The sequence below is a fragment of the Streptomyces sp. NPDC005492 genome, assembly GCF_040605995.1.
Classification (GTDB): Bacteria; Actinomycetota; Actinomycetes; order Streptomycetales; family Streptomycetaceae; genus Streptomyces.
In genome coordinates this window covers 74,452-91,941 of record NZ_JBEXDX010000002.1, presented here as the reverse complement: position 1 = coordinate 91,941, position 17,490 = coordinate 74,452, and the positions used below count along the sequence as shown (strand labels likewise).

13 protein-coding genes and 2 pseudogenes are annotated in these 17,490 nt (G+C 69.9%); 5 read left to right on the top strand and 10 right to left on the bottom strand.

Annotated features, from left to right (window positions below; translation table 11 throughout):
• Window positions 1-158 precede the first annotated feature (158 nt).
• Entirely contained in the window at window positions 159-893 is a 735-nt protein-coding gene (locus ABZT04_RS03130) for a DUF4142 domain-containing protein (protein ID WP_356052323.1), read from the top strand.
• A gap of 17 nt (window positions 894-910) precedes the next feature.
• Here ABZT04_RS03130 and ABZT04_RS03125 read toward each other — a convergent pair whose 3' ends face one another.
• Entirely contained in the window at window positions 911-2,569 is a 1,659-nt protein-coding gene (locus ABZT04_RS03125; protein WP_356052321.1) for a glycoside hydrolase family 13 protein, read from the bottom strand.
• Between the two features lie 150 nt (window positions 2,570-2,719).
• On the opposite strand from ABZT04_RS03125, the gene ABZT04_RS03120 reads away from it, so the two are divergent.
• Window positions 2,720-3,658 (top strand): LAETG motif-containing sortase-dependent surface protein, encoded by a 939-nt coding sequence (locus ABZT04_RS03120; RefSeq protein ID WP_356052319.1) that lies wholly within the window; start codon window positions 2,720-2,722, stop codon window positions 3,656-3,658.
• Between the two features lie 27 nt (window positions 3,659-3,685).
• Here ABZT04_RS03120 and ABZT04_RS03115 read toward each other — a convergent pair whose 3' ends face one another.
• From ABZT04_RS03115 to ABZT04_RS03105, 3 genes and pseudogenes are all read right to left on the bottom strand, one after another.
• Window positions 3,686-4,648, bottom strand: a complete 963-nt coding sequence (locus ABZT04_RS03115; protein WP_356052317.1) for a nucleoside hydrolase — start codon at window positions 4,646-4,648, stop codon at window positions 3,686-3,688.
• 75 nt (window positions 4,649-4,723) lie between these two features.
• A pseudogene (thrS, locus tag ABZT04_RS03110) lies at window positions 4,724-5,950 on the bottom strand (threonine--tRNA ligase); the annotation flags it as partial.
• Between the two features lie 186 nt (window positions 5,951-6,136).
• Window positions 6,137-6,835: a type 1 glutamine amidotransferase domain-containing protein gene (locus ABZT04_RS03105; RefSeq protein WP_356052314.1), complete on the bottom strand. Its 699-nt coding sequence runs from the start codon at window positions 6,833-6,835 to the stop codon at window positions 6,137-6,139.
• A 253-nt stretch (window positions 6,836-7,088) separates the two neighbouring features.
• On the opposite strand from ABZT04_RS03105, the gene ABZT04_RS03100 reads away from it, so the two are divergent.
• Complete coding sequence (locus ABZT04_RS03100; protein ID WP_356052312.1) at window positions 7,089-7,871, top strand: hypothetical protein; 783 nt, start codon at window positions 7,089-7,091, stop codon at window positions 7,869-7,871.
• Between the two features lie 26 nt (window positions 7,872-7,897).
• Here the strand turns inward: ABZT04_RS03100 and ABZT04_RS03095 are convergent, their stop codons facing one another.
• The 4 genes from ABZT04_RS03095 to ABZT04_RS03080 all read right to left on the bottom strand — a co-directional run bounded on the left by ABZT04_RS03095 (window position 7,898) and on the right by ABZT04_RS03080 (window position 13,214).
• Window positions 7,898-9,931: a TerD family protein gene (locus tag ABZT04_RS03095; protein ID WP_356053041.1), complete on the bottom strand. Its 2,034-nt coding sequence runs from the start codon at window positions 9,929-9,931 to the stop codon at window positions 7,898-7,900.
• Between the two features lie 139 nt (window positions 9,932-10,070).
• Window positions 10,071-10,790, bottom strand: a complete 720-nt coding sequence (locus tag ABZT04_RS03090) for a TIGR03943 family protein (RefSeq protein ID WP_356052308.1) — start codon at window positions 10,788-10,790, stop codon at window positions 10,071-10,073.
• Window positions 10,787-11,743 (bottom strand): permease, encoded by a 957-nt coding sequence (locus tag ABZT04_RS03085; RefSeq protein WP_356053039.1) that lies wholly within the window; start codon window positions 11,741-11,743, stop codon window positions 10,787-10,789. Before ABZT04_RS03085 ends, ABZT04_RS03090 begins: the two co-directional genes overlap by 4 nt.
• A 127-nt stretch (window positions 11,744-11,870) precedes the next feature.
• Window positions 11,871-13,214, bottom strand: coding sequence for a helix-turn-helix domain-containing protein (locus ABZT04_RS03080; protein ID WP_356052306.1), 1,344 nt, complete (start codon window positions 13,212-13,214; stop codon window positions 11,871-11,873).
• A gap of 179 nt (window positions 13,215-13,393) precedes the next feature.
• Between ABZT04_RS03080 and ABZT04_RS03075 the strand changes: the two genes are divergently transcribed.
• Window positions 13,394-13,711 carry a DUF6401 family natural product biosynthesis protein gene (locus tag ABZT04_RS03075; RefSeq protein WP_356052303.1) on the top strand — a complete coding sequence of 106 codons (318 nt, stop codon included), beginning with the start codon at window positions 13,394-13,396 and terminating at the stop codon, window positions 13,709-13,711.
• A 299-nt stretch (window positions 13,712-14,010) separates the two neighbouring features.
• Here the strand turns inward: ABZT04_RS03075 and ABZT04_RS03070 are convergent, their stop codons facing one another.
• Both ABZT04_RS03070 and ABZT04_RS03065 read right to left on the bottom strand, forming a co-directional pair.
• A complete protein-coding gene (locus ABZT04_RS03070; RefSeq protein ID WP_356052301.1) occupies window positions 14,011-14,841 on the bottom strand; it encodes a hypothetical protein in 831 nt (276 codons plus the stop codon).
• Window positions 14,842-14,995: 154 nt separating this feature from the next.
• A pseudogene (locus ABZT04_RS03065) lies at window positions 14,996-15,478 on the bottom strand (transposase); the annotation flags it as partial.
• A gap of 775 nt (window positions 15,479-16,253) precedes the next feature.
• Between ABZT04_RS03065 and ABZT04_RS03060 the strand changes: the two are divergent.
• Complete coding sequence (locus tag ABZT04_RS03060) at window positions 16,254-17,486, top strand: ice-binding family protein (protein WP_356052299.1); 1,233 nt, start codon at window positions 16,254-16,256, stop codon at window positions 17,484-17,486.
• Window positions 17,487-17,490 lie beyond the last annotated feature (4 nt).

Below are 17,490 nucleotides of genomic sequence, written 5' to 3'. Positions count from 1 at the left end.
ACCCGCCACTTGTGACGCGCCCCACTCGGGCTTTACCAAATCAAAAGACTTCGCGCGCTGCCCCGATCCGTATACCCCACTGTCCGTACCGCCGACGGGCGGTCCACGACACAGGAGGTACGGTGCGCTTTTCGCGGAACGCGACGGGAACGATGGTTGTGGGAGGGGCTCTCAGCCTGACCCTCGTCGCACTCGCCTATCCGGCAATGCTGGGCGTCAACACGGTCTCCAGCGCGCCCGCACGCGTGATCGCCAACACGCAGTGGGGGCCGCTGACCGAGGCCGACCGCGACTTCGTGGTCAAGGTGCGCGCGGCAGGGCTGTGGGAGTACCCCGTCGGCCAGATGGGACTGAAGAAGGGGGCGAGCCCGGCGGTCATCACCGCGAGCAAGCACCTCATCGACGGGCACGCGGCGCTGGACTCCACCGTCCGCAAGATCGCACCCATGCTCAACATCACGATCCCGAACCAGCCCAGCCCGCAGCAGCAGGGGTTCATCAACACGCTGAACGCGGACAGCGGCAAGCAGTTCGACACGGACTTCGCCAACATCCTGCGCGTCACGCACGGTTCGATCTTCGCCACCATCGCGAAGATCCGCGGGACGACCGAGAACACCCTGGTGCGGCTCCTGGCCAACCAGGCCAACGCGACGGTTCTGGACCACATCACGGTGATGGAGGACACCGGCCTGGTCAACTTCAGCCAGGTCCTCTTCCAGGAGACGACCCCGCCGAAGCTGCCGGCCACCGACCTGACCCCGCCGCCCCCGGCCGCGGGCCAGCCGGAGGTGGTGCTCACCCCGCCGGTGAACAGCACCACCCAGCCGCCGGCCCTTCCGGGCGAGTCACCGAGCCAGAGCGCGGCCGGCGCGACTCCGACCGTGGGGTGAGTGCCCCTTACAGCGCGTCACGCCCCCAGCCATACGGTCGTGTCCGGTCCCAACTCCCTGTCCCCTGCCGCCGGTTCACCGCTGCTGCTCAGCAGCACCTCACCGGCCGGCAGGGCGACCGGCCCGTCCGACAGGTTGGTGACACACCGCCAGCCGTCGGAGCGCGCGAAGTGCAGCACACCGGGCGGGCTGTCGGCGGCCCAGGTCAGCGACTCCCCGTCGAGCAGCTTGCGGCGCAGCCGCAGGGCGGTGCGGTAGAGCTCCAGGGTCGAACCCTCCGTACCGTCCTGTGCCTCGACGGCGTACGACGCGAAACTCGCCGGCTGCGGCAGCCACGCGGGACCCGCCCCGAAGCCGTACGACGGACCGGTCGAAGTCCACGGCAGGGGCACCCGGCAGCCGTCGCGGCCCTTGTGGGTGTGGCCCTGTTGTTCCCAGATGGGGTCCTGGAGGACCTCGACGGGCAGGTCGGCGACCTCGGGCAGCCCGAGTTCCTCGCCCTGGTAGACGTACGACGAACCGGGCAGCGCCAGCATCAGCAGTGTCGCGGCGCGGGCCCGGCGCAGGCCGGCCGCCGGGTCGAGCGGCGGAGTGCGGCCGTTGGACAGCAGCCAGGCGTTCGGGTCGGTGCCCGGGGGCAGCATCAGGCGCGAGGCGTGTCGTACGACGTCGTGGTTGGACAGCACCCAGGTCGCCGAGGCGCCTGCCGCGTGGGCCGTCGCGAGCGAGCCGATGATCACCTCACGCAGTTCGTCCGCGTTCCAACCGGCCTCCAGATACTCGAAGTTGAAGGCCTGGCCGAGTTCTTCGGGACGGGCGTACAAGGCGCGGCGGGCGGACGGCACCCAGGCCTCGGCGACCGCCATGCGGGGTGGGCTGTAGGTGTCGAAGACCGTGCTCCGCCAGTCCCGGTAGATCTCGTGGACCGCGTCGCGGTCGTAGTAGGGGTGGCTGCCGGGCGGGAGGGAGTCGAGGACGGCCTCGGCGTTCGCCGCGATGGGGCCGATGTCGCGCAACGGCTCGGCGAGGTCCTTGACCAGGGCGTGCGCCACGTCGACGCGGAAGCCGTCGACACCGCGGTCCGACCAGAAGCGCAGGGTGGTGCGGAAGTCGTCGCGCACCTCCTCGTTGTCCCAGTTCAGATCGGGCTGTTCGGGCGTGAAGAGGTGCAAGTACCACTGCCCGTCCGCCACTTGGCGCCAGGCGCTGCCGCCGAAGACCGACGGCCAGTCGGTGGGCGGGAGTTGACCGTCCGCACCACGCCCGTCCCGGAAGACGTACCGGTCGCGGGCGGCGGATCCGGGCGGCGCGGCCAGCGCCTCCTGGAACCAGCTGTGCAGCCGCGAGGTGTGGTTGGGCACGATGTCGACCATGACCTTCAGGCCCAGCCGATGCGCCTCGGCGACCATCGCGTCGAAGTCGTCGAGGGTGCCCAGGCGCGGATCGACGTCCCGGTAGTCGCCGACGTCGTAGCCGCCGTCGGCGAGTTCCGAGGGGTAGAAGGGGCTGAGCCACAGCGCGTCGACACCGAGCGTGGCGAGGTGGTTGAGGCGCCCGGTGATCCCCCGGAGATCGCCGAGCCCGTCGCCGTCCGCGTCGGCGAAACTGCGCGGATAGACCTGGTAGAAGACGGCCTGACGCCACCAGTTCGGGTCACGGGAGGACAGGTCGGTCACGTGGTCTCCTTATGAATTCCCTCTGGAACGAGGCAAGTTGACAGTCATCTTCCGGTAGACCCACGATGTGTACACGCTGTGGCGCATGTGACCAATGGGCCCGGTGTTCCTTCGCTCTTCAGACCTTGCACAGGCCAGGATGGGATAAGTATGTCCATAGCGAGTCGTGTCACCGTGCGCCGCCTGTTGGGGACAGGCGCCGCCTCCCTCGCCCTCGCCGCGGCCTCCGTCGGCGCCGCTTCCGGGGCCTGGGCCTCCAGCGGTCACGGCGACGGCGGTGACGGCTGGGGCTCCGGCAGCCACTACCGGCCCGGCTCGGGCGCCGGTACGGTCACCGGGACCGAGGGCTGCCAGTTCTCGCTGGACGGCACCGACTTCTTCCCGTCGGTCAAGGTCGACGACCAGAACCTGAAGCCGACCGAGGACGGCAAGGTGCACATCAAGGTCCGCACCGCCGGTGACGCCGCCACCTGCACCGCCTCGCTCGCCTCGTACGTCGCGCACGGTCCGACCTTCGCCACCTCGGGCCAGCAGGTCTTCGTCGACTTCGACACGGTGACCGTGAAGAAGGGGCAGACCGACTCGCTGGACATCGCGGTGCCGGACGAGGGCTGCTTCGCGCAGATCGACCTCTACCGGGGTGCGGTCAAGTTCGACGGCAACCCCGCCGCCGGTGACGGTCTCGTCCACGGCGACCTGCCCAAGGGCCCCGACCACCCGGTCATCAAGGACAAGCTGATCGCGGCCTGGAACGGCGGCACGAAGGACTGCACGACCACCGAGTCCCAGTCCCCGTCCCCGTCCGCCCCCGCGTCGGTGCCGCCGAGCACCCCGTCGGCCTCCGAGTCCACGACCCCGTCGGCGACGCCCAGCGCCTCGGAGTCGACCTCGACATCCACCCCGACCCCCTCCGCCACCGAGTCGACCGCCACCCCGGCGGCGCCCACGCCCAACGGCGGCGGCGGTGACCTCGCGGAGACCGGTGGCGGCGGCAACACCGGCGTACTCGTCGGCGGGGCCGCGGTGCTGCTGGCCGGCGGCGCGGCGATCGTGGTGGCCACGCGACGCCGCCGGGCTTCGCACTCGTAGCCGTAGCGGGCCGGCTGCCTCCTGGGGTCAGTCGGCCTCCACCGTCGTCAGCCACAGCTTCACGTACCGCTCCACGTCGACGTCCAACCCCACGTCCACCAGGGCCTGTTCGCGGGCCCCGCCGTGGATCTCGGACTCGCCGTGGCGCGTGCGGCGGTCGACGATGGTCTGGCCGCGCGACGGGCCGGGGGCGAGGGAGACCTCGACCGGCAGCAGGCGGGTGGTGAGGCCGTCCGGGTCGGCGACCGCGCAGACCGCGCCCGCGTCGCCGAGACCGCCGGTGGGGACGAGGTCCCCGGAGGCGGCCGGGTAGCGGTGGGCGAGCAGGTCGCCGGCCAACTTCAGCCGGGGCTCCGCGCTCTCCCGCAGCCGCCGTACGTCGGCGGCCGGGACCTGGACCCGTTCGAACACGTCCAGGCCGTACATCGTGATCGGCACCCCGGCCGTGAGCAGGATCGCCGCCGCCTCCGGGTCGTGCCACACGTTGAACTCCGCGACCGGCGTGGCGTTCCCGACCTCCACCGCGCCGCCCATGAACACGATCCGCTCGATGTTGCGGGTCACCTCGGGGAAGGTCCGCAGCAGCAGCGCGATGTTGGTCAGCGGCGCGGTGGGGATGAGGGTGACCGGGCGCGGGGAGGCGAGGATCTCCCGGCGCAGCAGCGTCACCGCGTCCACGTCCACGGGCCTGCGCGCCGACGCGGGCAGCCCCATGTCCCCCATGCCGTCCTGCCCGTGGACGTGCGCGGCCGAACGGGCCGGTTCGATCAGCGGCCGGGCCGCACCGCGCGCGACCGGGACGTCACCGGCGCCGGCGTGGTCCAGGACGATCAGGGTGTTCCGTACGACCTGGTCCACGTCCGCGTTCCCGGCGACACAGGTGACCGCGCGCAGGTCGAGACCCGGGTGCCGGACGGCGAACAGCAGCGCCAGGGCGTCGTCGACCCCCGTGTCGCAGTCGATGATCACAGGGATGGGCTGACCGCTCACGGCAGATTCCTTTCGACTGACGCACAGTGCTGTTCGTTTCGGCGCAGGTCGGTTCAGTTCGGTTCGGTTGTGACCTTACGCATCCGCCCACAGTTCGGCGCCGCGCGCCTCGACCCGCGCGGCGACGCGGTCCAGAAGTTCCGCGGGCGGCAACGGCCCGACACGGCGACCGTCCCGCAGCCGTACGGCGACCAGGCCCGCGTCGGCCTCCCGCTCGCCGATCACCACCTGGTACGGCACCAGGCGCGCCGCCCGAACCCGTGCCCCGAGGCTGCCCTCGCGGGACACCTCGGCCCGCAGCCCCTGCCCCACGGCCCGCTCCACGAGGTCGTACGCCTGCCGTTCCTGCGCCTCCGACACCGGCAGTACCACCATCTGCACGGGCGCCAGCCACACCGGGAACGCCCCGCCGTACTCCTCCACGAGATGCGCCACCGCGCGCTCCACGCTGCCGATGACACTGCGATGCACCATGACCGGCCGGTGTTTCGCGCCGTCGGCGCCGATGTAGTGCAGGTCGAAGCGCTCGGGCTGGTGGAAGTCGATCTGGACGGTGGAGAGGGTGGCCTCGCGCCCCGCCGAGTCGACGATCTGGACGTCGATCTTCGGCCCGTAGAAGGCGGCCTCACCCTCGACGGACTCGTACGCGATCCCCGCCCCGTCCAGCACCTCCCTCAGCAGCGCGGTGGCCCGCCGCCAAAGGGCTGGATCGGCAACGTACTTGCTGCCGTTGCCACCGTCCCCCGGCAGGGAGAGGCGGTGGCGGGAGGCGCGGATGCCGAGGTCGGCGTAGGCGCGGGCGATGAGGGCCAGCGCGGCGCGGGCCTCCTCGACGGCCTGCTCCAGGGTGCAGAAGATGTGCGCGTCGTTGAGCTGGATGGCACGGACGCGGGTCAGTCCACCGAGGACCCCGGACAGCTCGGAGCGGTACATGCCACCCAACTCGGCGATACGGAGCGGAAGTTCACGGTAACTGTGCGACCGCGACCGGTAGATGAGCGCGTGATGGGGACAGAGACTCGGCCGCAGCACGACCTCCTCACCGCCGAGTTTCATCGGCGGGAACATGTCGTCGCTGTAGTGCGACCAGTGCCCGGAGATCTCGTACAGCTCCCGCTTGCCGAGCACGGGCGAGTACACATGCCGATACCCGGCCGCCCGCTCCAAACCCCTTACATACTCCTCCAGTTCATGCCGTACGACCGCCCCGTCGGGCAGCCAGTACGGCAGGCCCGCGCCCATCAGGGGGTCGGTGTCGAAGAGGCCGAGCTCGCGGCCGAGACGTCGGTGGTCGTACATGGTGAACTCCTCACGGACAAAGGGACCGAGAGGCGAGCACCACGAAGCCCCGGGGCACTCGCCCCGGGGCTTCGGACTAAGTCATCGCTCAGCGCGCCGGGACACTCTCCGGCGTCGTCGTCATGGCGGAACGGGCGCGCTTCATGGTGCGGACCGTAGCAGTCGTACGGACGCCCCGGCCACGGATTTTCAGGCGCCCAGCTTCTTGAGCAGCTCCTCCGCCACCGGCCCCGAGGACGCCGGGTTCTGACCCGTGACGAGGTTGCCGTCGACCACGACGTGCGGGGCCCACGGCTCGCCTTCCTCGAAGTCGGCGCCGAGTTGGACCAGTCGGTCCTGGAGGAGCCACTTCATCTTGGGGGCGAGGCCGCCCTGGGTCTCCTCCTCGTTGGTGAAGCCGGTGAGCCGTCGGCCGGAGAAGGCGTTGGTGCCGTCCTCCTTGGTCGCCGGGAGGAGCGCGGCCGGTCCGTGGCAGACCACGCCGAGCGGCTTGCCCGAGGACAGGGCCAGGGTGAGGAGGCGGCCGGAGTCGGCGTCCACGGCGAGGTCCTCCATCGGGCCGTGGCCGCCGGGGTAGTAGACGGCGGCGTAGCCGGCGAGGTCGACCTCGCTCAGCTTTACGGGGTGCTGGAACTCGGTGCTCGACGCGAGCACGTCGGCGACCCGGTCGGCGTTCTCCTGGCCGCCGTTGTAGTCGGCGGCGAGACTGCCCCGGTCCACGGGCGGTACGACACCGCGGGGTGTGGCGACGACGACCTCGTGCCCGGCCGCCTTGAACGCCTCGTACGGGACGACGGCCTCCTCGGCCCAGAAGCCGGTGGGGTGCGGGGTGCCGTCGGCCAGGGTGAGGTGGTCGGCGCCGGTCAGCACGAAGAGGATCTTCGACATGGGGGGTCTCCAGGGGGTCGGTGGGTCGGCTTCGACAGTAGGCCGGGTCCGGAAGGGCGGCCAATGATGAATCGCATGCCCGGTATTGGTTTTCCGATGGCCCTGGCGAGAGGCCCGCCCTCACCCGGACGGACCGGCTCGCTGGTGGGCGGGCGCGGGCGGTGGTGCCGTGGGAGCGAGCACGCGGCGATTCGCGTCCGGCGCTCCGTACCTGCCCGTATGCCCGGCCCGCATGCCCCAGGAGGGACCCTCGATGACCCGTTCCCCGGCCCGTGTCCTCCTCCTCGCCTCGGCACTGTCGGCGGGCACACTGCTGACCGCGGCGAGCTGCGCGAACGAGGCCGCCCTGCACAAGGTGACGACGGCCCCCTCCCCCTCGGCCGTGCGCACCCCCAGCGCCCACGCTTCCCTGGCCGCCGCCCCCGTCCTGACCCCGGCCCAGGCACAGGCCGCGCTGATCACGGACGCGGACCTGGGCGCCCCCTGGACCCCGACCCAGTCCACGGCGACCTGGCGCGACAGCCTCCTCAAGGCGACGACCACCGTCCCCGACTGCCAACGCCTCCTGGACGCCCTGTACGCCGACGAACTCCTCGGCACCCCCGCCACCACCCAGGCGGTAACCGGCCTCGACGACACCGACGACGAGGCCCAACTCCGTTACCAGGTCGCCGCGTTCCCACCCGCCGACGTCAACCGCACACTGGCCTGGCTGAAGACCCTGCCCCAGAAATGCGCCCACTTCACGGCGGCCACCACCCGCTCCGGCCCCCAGACCGTGACGGTCACGGAGGCCACCCTCCCGAACGTCGGCGACGCCCGCCAGGGCCTCCGCCTCACCATCACCGGCACCACCCCGGACGGCGACCGCTCCACCCTCACCCTCGACACCGCGGCCGTCCGCATCGGCGACGACACCATCACCCTCACCAACGGCGGCCTGTCGACCGTCCCCCCGGACGCGACCACCACGGCCCTGGAGGTGGGTGCGCGGCGGTTGACGGATGTGCAGCGGCAGGGGCGGGCGCAGATCTAGCTGCGGGGCCGCCCGAGAGGCAGCGCTCAGGCCTCGACGGGTCGGCGCGAACGCGTCGGACGGCCGTCGAGATGGACCACCACGCTGGCGTGGAAGCGGTCCACGGACTCGTCGACGCTACGGATGAAGCCCGACTCGGCCGTGCCCCGGGTGTTGCCCATGCCCCTAAAGAGGGACAGCCGGAAGCCGGTGATCTGGGCTCCGTTCTTCGGGAGGATGTCGGCCGGTTCGGGTCGCAGCCGTTCCAGCGTGCCGCGCGGCCCGCCCGTCTGCCCCTCCAGTACGGCCTCGACATGCAGATCGGCCGGAGCCTCGGCGAGCCTGCGGACCAGCCGCTTGGCCCAGGTCAGGGGGTAGCCCTGATCGGGCGCGGCGATCTCGATAGACGTGCGCAGCTTGCCGGTGCGCAGGTCCGCGCAGAGGGCGAGGACACCGGGCGTGCCCTCGATCCGGAGTTCGGCGTCGAGTCTGCCGTCGACACAGAGCCGGTCGGCGAGGGCGGCGCGCCGGGAGGCCGGATCGGTGCCGCGCTTGGCACGCTGCACCGGCAGCACCTTCTGGCCGAGTTCGCCGCCCAGTCGTAGACACACCTGCCGGACCAGCCGTTCCCAGCTCTCCACGACCTCCACCGCGCGCGCGTCGCCCTGGCACAGGGTCTCCGCGTCGATCGCGTTGCGCACCGGGACCCAGGAGCGGCCCATGTTCTGGAAGCCGTGGCAGCCGGAGTTCTCGTGCTGGAGGTAGTGGAGCAGTTCCTGGAGCAGCCAGGCGTGCGCCGCGTTACCGACGCCCTCGTGCCGGATCAACATCTGTGCCTGGTGGGCGACTTCGGCCCAGGACAGATGCCAGAGCGCCACTTTGTTCTTGCGCCGCCCGTCGAGCTTGACCTCCACCAGGGGGCTGCCCTCCAACTCGACGTCGTTGGAGAGCGTGATGACGGCCTCGTATCCGCGCCGGGCGGCTATGTCGGCGTAGGCCTGCACCTGGTCCGGCTTGAGGGGATTGCCGTTCGTCTTCGTCTCGACGAGCGCGGTCCACAGCTTGCCCGCCCGCTCGACCCGGATCACCCCGTCGGGCCGCCGGGGAGACTCCCCGTTGGGCAGCGTGACCTCGGTGAACGTCTCCATCCGGCCGACCGGAGCCCCGAACGCCGCCGTCAGCCGCCGCCCGAACTCCGGCACCTGCGCCATCACCGACAGCAGCACGGAGGTCGCCCTGGTCTCCCGTTCGTGGTCGTTCTTGAGCGCGGAGGCCGGGAAGAGCCGGGCACCCCGCCAAGAGTCGTTCTCCGCAAGGGACTTCTTGGCCACCTTCGGCAGGGTGACCTTCTTCTTGGCCGTACGAGGACGGGCGGGACGGGTCGCAATCCCGGAACCCTCGGAGTCTCCGGAGCCCTCGGGAACGGACTCGACCGCGGGACTCGACGGCTGCGCGGGAATCGCGGCGACGACTTCCGGCGCAGCCTCTACATCGGTCTCTACATCCGCCTCCACGGCCGTTTCTGTGTCCGCCTCCACGTCCGCGTCGTCGTCGATGTCGACGCCGAAGTCCGTTGCCACACCGGCCAGTCCGGACTCGTAGCCCTGTCCGATCGCGCGGAACTTCCAGTCTCCGCCCCGCCGGTAGAGCTCACCGAAGAGCAGCGCGCTGACTTCGCCCGGATCGTCGATCGAGAAGCGCAATAGGCTCTCGCCGGAGCCGTCGGCCAACGTCAGCCGCAGGTCCTGGAGTTCGGAGAAGCGGGCGCTCTCATAGCGGCTCGCCGCCACCACGATCTGTTCGACGCCGGCCGGGATCGCGGTCAGGTCGAACGTGATCCGGTCCTCGCTGCCGTCCGCCGTCGGTGCCTTGCCGAGCAGTTGCACGCTTCCGTCGGCGGCGACGGGGTTGTTGTAGAAGTAGAAGTCCCCGTCGCTGCGCACTTTTCCGTCCGCCGACAGCAGCAGTACGGAGACGTCCGCGTCGCCCTCTCCCGTCGGACTGCCCCAGCTCAGACTCATCATCACCGAGCCGACGTCCTCGCTCAGCGACGCCAGACCGACGTTCCCGCCCTTGACCATTTCGTGCATGAGGCCCCCCAGATGCACGGCCGCATGGCACTGCCCGCGACCCCTGTTCCGTAGCGATGTGTGACACGCTCCACACCCAGCGCATCAGAGGCACCTTAACCCGCGGGAATCGACAGCAACTCCCGAACGGTCAGCGCTTCTCGTACGGATCCGCCGGCTCCTTCACCTGCTTGACGGTCGTCGCCGCGAGCACCGGTGGCCACGCCCCGTCCGTGCCGAGTCTGCCCTTGGGGACCCAGGTGCCGGTGACCGTGACCCAGGTGTCGGTCTGGGGGGCGTCGTCGCCGCGGACCTCGACCTTGCTGGTGGTCGCGTCGGCGGCGCAGCAGGTGACGAGGAGGCGGGTGAGGTACCAGGTGCCGTTCGAGCCGTGGGTCACGAAGCCGGTCATGCGGAGGGTGCGGCCCTTGAGGGAGTGGCCGGAGTCGTAGATCGCCCGCGAGCTGTACTGGGCGACCGAGATGTCCAGCACCTTCCCGGCGGGGAGGGCCGGGAAGCTGCCCACGCCCTGTGCCGCGAGCCGCGTCTCCTCGCGGGACGCGCTGTACGAGCCGAGCGCCGGGGGCGGGAAGAGGAGCAGGGCGACGGCGGGGAGGGTGAGGAGCCAGGCGATACGGGGGCCGTGGGAGTGGCCGTGGTCGTCGTGTTCGTGCTCCTCGGCTTCCGGTGTCTGCCGCATGCCCCTGACCGCCGCCACCAACCCCAACAGGATCAGCAACGCCCCGGAGATCACCAGGTACGGCCGCAACGCCGCCTGCACATACCGCAGATACAGCTCGCTGAAGAGGGAGATCCGCAGCACCGCCCCGCCCGTCAGCAGGAGCAGGACCGCCGAACCGTAGCGCCTCACAGCAACCACCACCCCACCAACGAGCTGCTCGTCACGGCCACCAGCCAGGTCGTCGAGGAGAAGCGGAGCGCGAAGGACCGGCCGAACGTGCCCGCCTGCAACGCGATCAGCTTCAGGTCCACCATCGGGCCCACCACCATGAACGCCAGCTTCGCGGCCGGCGAGAAACCGCTGAGGGACGCGGCGACGAACGCGTCCGCCTCGCTGCACACGCACAGCACCACCGCCAGGAGGGCCAGCAGCAGGAGCGACAGCCAGGACGAACCCGTGAAGATGTCCAGGATCGAGCGCGGTACGGCGATGTTGAAGGTCGCCGCCGCTGCCGCGCCCAGCACCAGGAACCCGCCCGCGTGCAGGAAGTCGTGCTGCAACCCGGCGACAAAAGCCTTCACTCCGGCAGGTGAGTGGGCGGACGCCGTGCGCTTCGGGAGCCGTAGCCACTCCTCCCTGCCGAAGCGTGCCCACAGCCAGCCCATCACCACCGCCGTCGCGAGGGAGGCAAGCAGGCGGCCCAGCACCATCTTCGGTTGGCCCGGGAAGGCGATCGAAGTGGCCACCAGGACAACCGGGTTGATCGCCGGAGCCGAGAGCAGGAAGGCCAGGGCCGCGGCCGGGGCGACCCCGCGCCGCATCAGGCTGCTCGCCACCGGTACGGACGCGCACTCGCAGCCGGGGAGTACGACTCCGGCCGCGCCCGCGATCGGAACGGCCAACGCCTGGTTGCGGGGGAGGAGCTTGGTGAAAACCCGCTCCGGTACGAACGCTCCGATCGCCGCCGAGACGACCGTGCCGAGCAACAGAAACGGCACACCCTGCACCGCCACCGCCGTGAAGACCGTCCACCAGGCCGCCACCGGAGGGGTGTAGAGGTCGATCGCCAGCATCGGTCCGAGGACGGACACCACCGTGGCGATGGCGATCAGCGCGGCGCCGCCGAGGACGGCGTAGACCATGGCGCGGATGGCCAAGCGCAGGCCGTCGATCACAGTCCGTTCGCTCTGCACGCGCCAGTCTCATCCCGTTTCGTACGACTCGTACGTCGCACCGTAGCGGGCACCCCTGTGCGCCACCGCGGCTTCGTCAAAGAGGAGGCTGTGCGGGGGCCGGGCCGAGGGTCGTCGTGCCCGGGGCCGTGCGGTGGCCGAGGCCCGTGCGGTAGGCGTCGAGGGCCGCCTCCACCCGTCCGGTACGGCGCAGCAGATCGCCCAGCATCCGGCACAGGTCGGCCAGGTCACCGGCCGCGCCCGCCCGTTCCAGCAGGCTGAGCGCGCGGACGTAGTGCTCCTCGGCCTCGTCCGTGTGACGGGCGTCCTCGGCGATGATGCCGAGGAGGCGGTGGGCGGCGGCGGAGTGCAGGGCGCCGCGTTCGGAACTGAGGTCACTGAGGACGTCGTGGAGGAGGGCGGCGGCCTCCTCGGACTTGCCGCGTTTGTGCAGGACGTCGGCGAGTTCGACGGCGACCTGACTGCTGTAGAGCGCCGCGCGCTTGGCCGTCAGCATGGCCAGCGCCTGCCTCAACTCGGTCTCGGCCCGCTCCAGTTCGCCGTCCTGGGCGTAGACGTAGCCGCGCATCCAGTGGCAGTTGGCGAGTTCGGTACGGAACTGGAGCTGGCGGTACAGCTCGGCCGCCTTGGCCAGCGAGGCGTCCGCCTCCGCCACCCTGCCCTCGGCGATCAGGGTCCGGGCCACCGAGCGGTGCATCCGGGCCAGCAGCGCCGGGTCCGCCACCTGCGGGGCGAGCGCGAGCGCCAACTCGGCGGCCTGGGCCGCCCGCGCGTGCGCGCCCATGTCCATGTACGGCCCGATCGCGCTCGCGTAGAGCAGCAGCAGGGCGTCGGGGTCGTGCAGGCCGCCGCGGTTCAGCTCGTCGAGCGTGGACTCCAACAGGTATACGGCGTAACGGAGTTCACCGGTGAGATAGTGCGCCACCGCGCGGCCGCGCAGGGCCGGTACGCGGGCGGGGAGCGGTTCGTCGGCCAGCCGTCGCTCGGCCCGCTCGAAGTACAGGCGGGCGGCGGCCAGGTCACCGGTGTCGAGGCCGCACTCGCCGAGCCCGAGCAGCGCGACGGCCTCCTCGTCCACCAGTGCGTGCGACTCCGCTTCCGCGAGGAGTCCGGCGTACTGCTCGGCCGCCTGCTCCGACTCCCCGGTGGCGAGCGTGCGTTGGGCTTCCGTCAGCCGTAGGCGCAGCTCGGTGGCGAGGTGGGCGGGGCGGCCGGTGGCCAACTCGTCGTAGGCGACACCGAGCCGCTTCGCGAGATGCCGCAGCGCGTCGTCGGAGGGACGGACCCGGCCGGCCTCAAGGGTGGAGATGTACGCGGGCGTGTAGGCGGGCTCGGCCAACTGCCGCTGGGTGAGCCCGCGTTCATGCCGCAACTGCTGGACCCTGCGCCCGATGACTTCCGGGTCGTCCCGTCTCACCATGCGTTAATCATGCCAGTAAGCGGAGTTACGGACTGGCCGGTAACTCAGTTACATGGAGCGCGAGTTGACGAGGACCCCTCCGAGCAGTTACGGCCTGTCGCCGAGCGTGACCACCATGCCGGGTACCGGTGACAGGAATCACGTAACCGATCACCATCAGACTGTCGTACGGTGAAGAAATGTCCCCTTTGGCCGAGATCAGCAGCGCTTACGGACCCCGCTTCGCGGAGTTCGCCTTCGAGCCTGCCTTCACGGCCGCGGTGGACCAGCACGTGGCCGAGCTGCGGGAACGCCTGTCGGCCGGTGGGCCGGATCTGCTGCCCCCGCCCCCGGACCACGCCGACCTCACGGACTACGCGCTCGGTTTCCTGGACGCGCTCGCGGAGCTGGACTGGCGGGAGCCGGTCGGGCACGACTACGCGGTGTGCAGGCTGACGGCCATCAGTTGGCTGGTGCACCGGCACGGACTGCTGCCGGAGCAGCGCCGGGGTGACTGAAAAAGGGTTTCCGGTGGCTCAACTCGCCCTGAAGGCCTTCCCGTTGCGCACTCCAACCCCTTAGGTTAGGCACTCATTAAGCGTGCTTAACTCGTCGCTGTCGTAGTCGCTGTCACTGTCGTTGCGAGGTTGGTATGTCCGCGCGTTACGTCAGAGGATTCTGCGCCGCCGTCATAGCCGTGGCCGCCCTGATCGGAGCGGCCTCGGCAAGCCCGGCCAAAGCGGCCGAGCCCCGTCCGGCCCACCAGGCCACGCGGGTGCTCGATCTCCACGCGACCCGGTAGAGCCCATCGCTCAGGTCACCTGTCCGACGCCCCCGGCAAGCCCGACGACCCGGGCATGTCCCGTCGCGTGTCGGAACCCATGTCGGACCGCATGTCCGTCCGCTCCCGTACCGGCTGGTTGCCCATCGCGTCCTCTCGGCCCGCCTGGTACGCCGTGAGGCTGCCCTTCGCGTTGGTCGTCTCGCGTTCCGCCGCTGTCAGCATGCGCTCCATGCGCTGGCGCATCGGGGTGATCATGCCGCCGCCGACGCCGACGATCAGGATGCCGGCGACGGTCGCGAGGGCCGCGTAGAGGACCGGCTGGGTGACCGTGGTGGCGATGCCCGCCTGGCCGAGGGCGGCGATCACGCCCAGCGCCACGATGCAGGCCCAGACGATGGTCGCGAGCATCCGGCCGTACGACATCGAGGACAGGGCGCCGGCGACGATCCCGCGGACCGCGTTGGCGATGGCCATCGCGACGACGACCAGGACCACCGCGACGATGCCGCGCGGGAGCCAGGCGACGATGCCGTTGATCATCGTGCTGACCGGGTTGGCGCCGAAGACGCCGAGCGCGAGCTGGAGGGTGATCAGCATCAGCGCGTAGTAGACGATCTTGCAGACGATGCCGGTCATGTCGTACTTGGAGTCCCGCAACATCCGTGTCGTACCGGCCCGTTCGGAGAGTCTCTCCGAACCGACCTTCCGCAGCACCCGGTCCAGGACGCGGGCGATCATCTTCGACACGAACCAGCCGATGGCCAGGATGATCAGGAAGCCGACGAGTTTGGGCACGAACTGCGCGACCTTCGACCAGGCGTCGTTCAGCCCCTGGGTGAAGTTGATGGCGAGGGTGCTGGCCATGAGCGGCACTTCCTTCGGTGGGTAACGCGATGGGGTACTCCCGTCCCCCTACCTATGTGGATAGCAGCGCCGTGCGGAGGTGGCCGTGCGGGCGAGGCCGTACGGGTGAAGGCGGCAGGGCTCTCGTCCTCAGAGGTCGTTTCTTCCCAATGTTTCATCCCCGGGTTAGGGGTTGCTCCTGATTTGTGGGGTCACGCCAGGAGACGGTGGCTTCGCCGGTGAGGCGGCGGGCCATCAGGCCGGTCATGGCGAGGTGGATCATGGCCTCGGAGCGGGCCGCGAGGGTCTCGTAGTCGCGGGCCAGGCGACGGTGGAGCATCAGCCAGCCATAGGTCCGCTCCACCGCCCAGCGTTTCGGGATCGGAGTGAATCCCCTGGTCCCGGGCTTGCGGGCGTTGATTTCCATATCAATGCCGAGGGTGGCCGCGTGCTCGACGAAGTGCTTGCGGTAGCCGCCGTCCACCCAGGTCTTGCGGATCGTGGGGTGGTCGGCGGCGAGCAGGAGGCCGAGCGTGTCGGTCACGATGCTGCGCTTGCGGCCCACGATCTTCTTGCCCGCGTCCGTGCCCTGACTCGTGGCGGGCACGCTGGTGGAGGTCTTCACGCTCTGCGCGTCGATCACACAGGCCGACGACTCGGTGTGGCGCCGACGACGCTGGGCGGGCTGCCTGTGTCCGGATGAGGCGGCGACCGGGGGCCGATCTTGTGGCCCGTCGGGTCGACGACGCTTCACTGCGCCACTCGCGGGCATTGGCTGCACGAATTATGGCCTCTCGCTGAGCGTTGCTCCGCTCGCCTCGCAGCGCTTTCGAATCGGCGGGTCTGTCCACGGCCGAGCGTCGACATTTCCCGGGCGCCAACACGCCGGAGTCGCTCTTCCGGACGGTTGCATGTGAGAGTGAACCTAATCGCAGTCAATACTACTGCGTGAATTCAGGTCGAACGTACCCCGAGTGGTACATCGATCGCACTCTTTCCTTCGGCCGCCAAGCACCGAATTCCGTGGCATGCCCGCTTGATCGTGCCGGGTGCATCACCCGCGACACGCCTAACGTGATCACGTCTTCGACTGTCACATAACTGCAGGCAGTGACCGGATTATGGTCACGGATCACAAGATCATGAAATTCTCTCGCCCCAGGTTGCGCGCGAGGGCGGCTGCCTTCCGCGGTGGGCATGCGTGATCTTCTCGCGGTAGCCCTCCATTCCTTCGGCTATGCCGGGTGGTCGCATCTGGCGGGAATAATGCGGTTGCAACCACCTGGCCCATTGAGCATTTTTATGCATTTTGCGGGACCCCTTGCTGGCATCATCGTTCTGCACACTCCTCAGTAATATGCCAGCGCAAGAAGCAGGCGATTTTGTGCGACCGGGAACCGCCAAGACCATCTGCTCAAGGAGTTGGCCCCTCGATGACGCTGAATATCCCTGACGCTCCACTACGGCGCACCATGTCGGTGTGGATCGCGGCGCTAACGGCCGTGGTGATCGCCGCTGTCGTCCTCGCGATGACGCCAACACCCGCGAGCGCCGTTGCCACGCCTGTGCCTCTGGGCACGGCGACCAGCTTTGCAGTACTGGCCGGTTCACAGGTCACCAACACCGGACCCTCGTTGATCACCGGTGATCTTGGAGTGTCGCCGGGAACGGCCATCACCGGATTCCCGCCCGGCATCGTGAACGGGGCCCAGCACTCAGCGGACGCGGTGGCGCTCCAGGCCAAGAGCGATCTGGTCACGGCGTACAACAACGCCGCCGGACAGGCACCGGACGTTACGTATCCCACCGCTCCCGACCCCGTGGAGCTCGGTGGCAGGACGCTGGATCCGGGCGTCTACAAAGCCCCCATCTCCGCGGGTATCACTGGAACGCTCACTCTCGACGCACACGGCGACCCGAATGCCGTGTGGGTCTTCCAGATCGGTTCGACTCTGACGACGGCATCCGGCAGCAACGTGTCTCTCGTCAATGGCGCCTCGCCGTGCAACGTGTACTGGCAGATCGGCAGCTCGGCCACCCTCGGCACCAACTCCACGTTCGTGGGCACCATCATGGCCCAGGAGTCGATCACCGTCACCACGGGAACGACCATCGCCGGCCGGGCGCTGGCCCGCACTGGCGCCGTGACGCTGGACAACAACACGATCAACCGCGGTACGTGTGCCACCGGTACCACCGGCGGAACCACCGGCGGGCTGGTCACGGGTGGTGTGATCGCCGGTGCCACGACAGGCGGCACCACGGCGGGCACGACGGGCAGCACCACGGTCGGCGTCATCGGCGGCGTGCCGACGGGCGGCGGAACCGGTGGTGCCCTGGGTGGACTTCTCGGAGGCGTCCTCACGTCGGGTGGAACCACCGGCGGCGCGCTGGGTGGTCTCGTCGCGGGCACTACCACGAGCGGTACCACGAGCGGTACCACGGGCGGTACGAACGGTGGTGCGATCGGCGGCTCGACCGGTGGAAACGGTCACCACGATCACGGCCACAAGCCCGGTGGCCCTGACCATGGCGGGAAGCCCAACGGCCACGATCACGGCGGGAAGCCCGATGAGTACGGCGGTTATGGCGGGCAGCAAGGCAAGCCCGACAAGCCGGAGGGCTATGGCAGCGATCACGAGGGTCACCACAAGAAATCTGCCTAGCTCC

Bases quoted from the DNA above. Each gene is read 5' to 3' on its own strand.
- ABZT04_RS03120 (WP_356052319.1), top strand. From the start codon at position 2,720: ATGTCCATAGCGAGTCGTGTCACCGTGCGCCGCCTGTTGGGGACAGGC.
- ABZT04_RS03105 (WP_356052314.1), bottom strand. From the start codon at position 6,835: ATGTCGAAGATCCTCTTCGTGCTGACCGGCGCCGACCACCTCACCCTG.
- ABZT04_RS03100 (WP_356052312.1), top strand. From the start codon at position 7,089: ATGACCCGTTCCCCGGCCCGTGTCCTCCTCCTCGCCTCGGCACTGTCG.
- ABZT04_RS03095 (WP_356053041.1), bottom strand. From the start codon at position 9,931: ATGGTCAAGGGCGGGAACGTCGGTCTGGCGTCGCTGAGCGAGGACGTC.
- ABZT04_RS03085 (WP_356053039.1), bottom strand. From the start codon at position 11,743: ATGGTCTACGCCGTCCTCGGCGGCGCCGCGCTGATCGCCATCGCCACG.
- ABZT04_RS03080 (WP_356052306.1), bottom strand. From the start codon at position 13,214: ATGGTGAGACGGGACGACCCGGAAGTCATCGGGCGCAGGGTCCAGCAG.
- ABZT04_RS03075 (WP_356052303.1), top strand. From the start codon at position 13,394: ATGTCCCCTTTGGCCGAGATCAGCAGCGCTTACGGACCCCGCTTCGCG.
- ABZT04_RS03070 (WP_356052301.1), bottom strand. From the start codon at position 14,841: ATGGCCAGCACCCTCGCCATCAACTTCACCCAGGGGCTGAACGACGCC.
- ABZT04_RS03060 (WP_356052299.1), top strand. From the start codon at position 16,254: ATGACGCTGAATATCCCTGACGCTCCACTACGGCGCACCATGTCGGTG.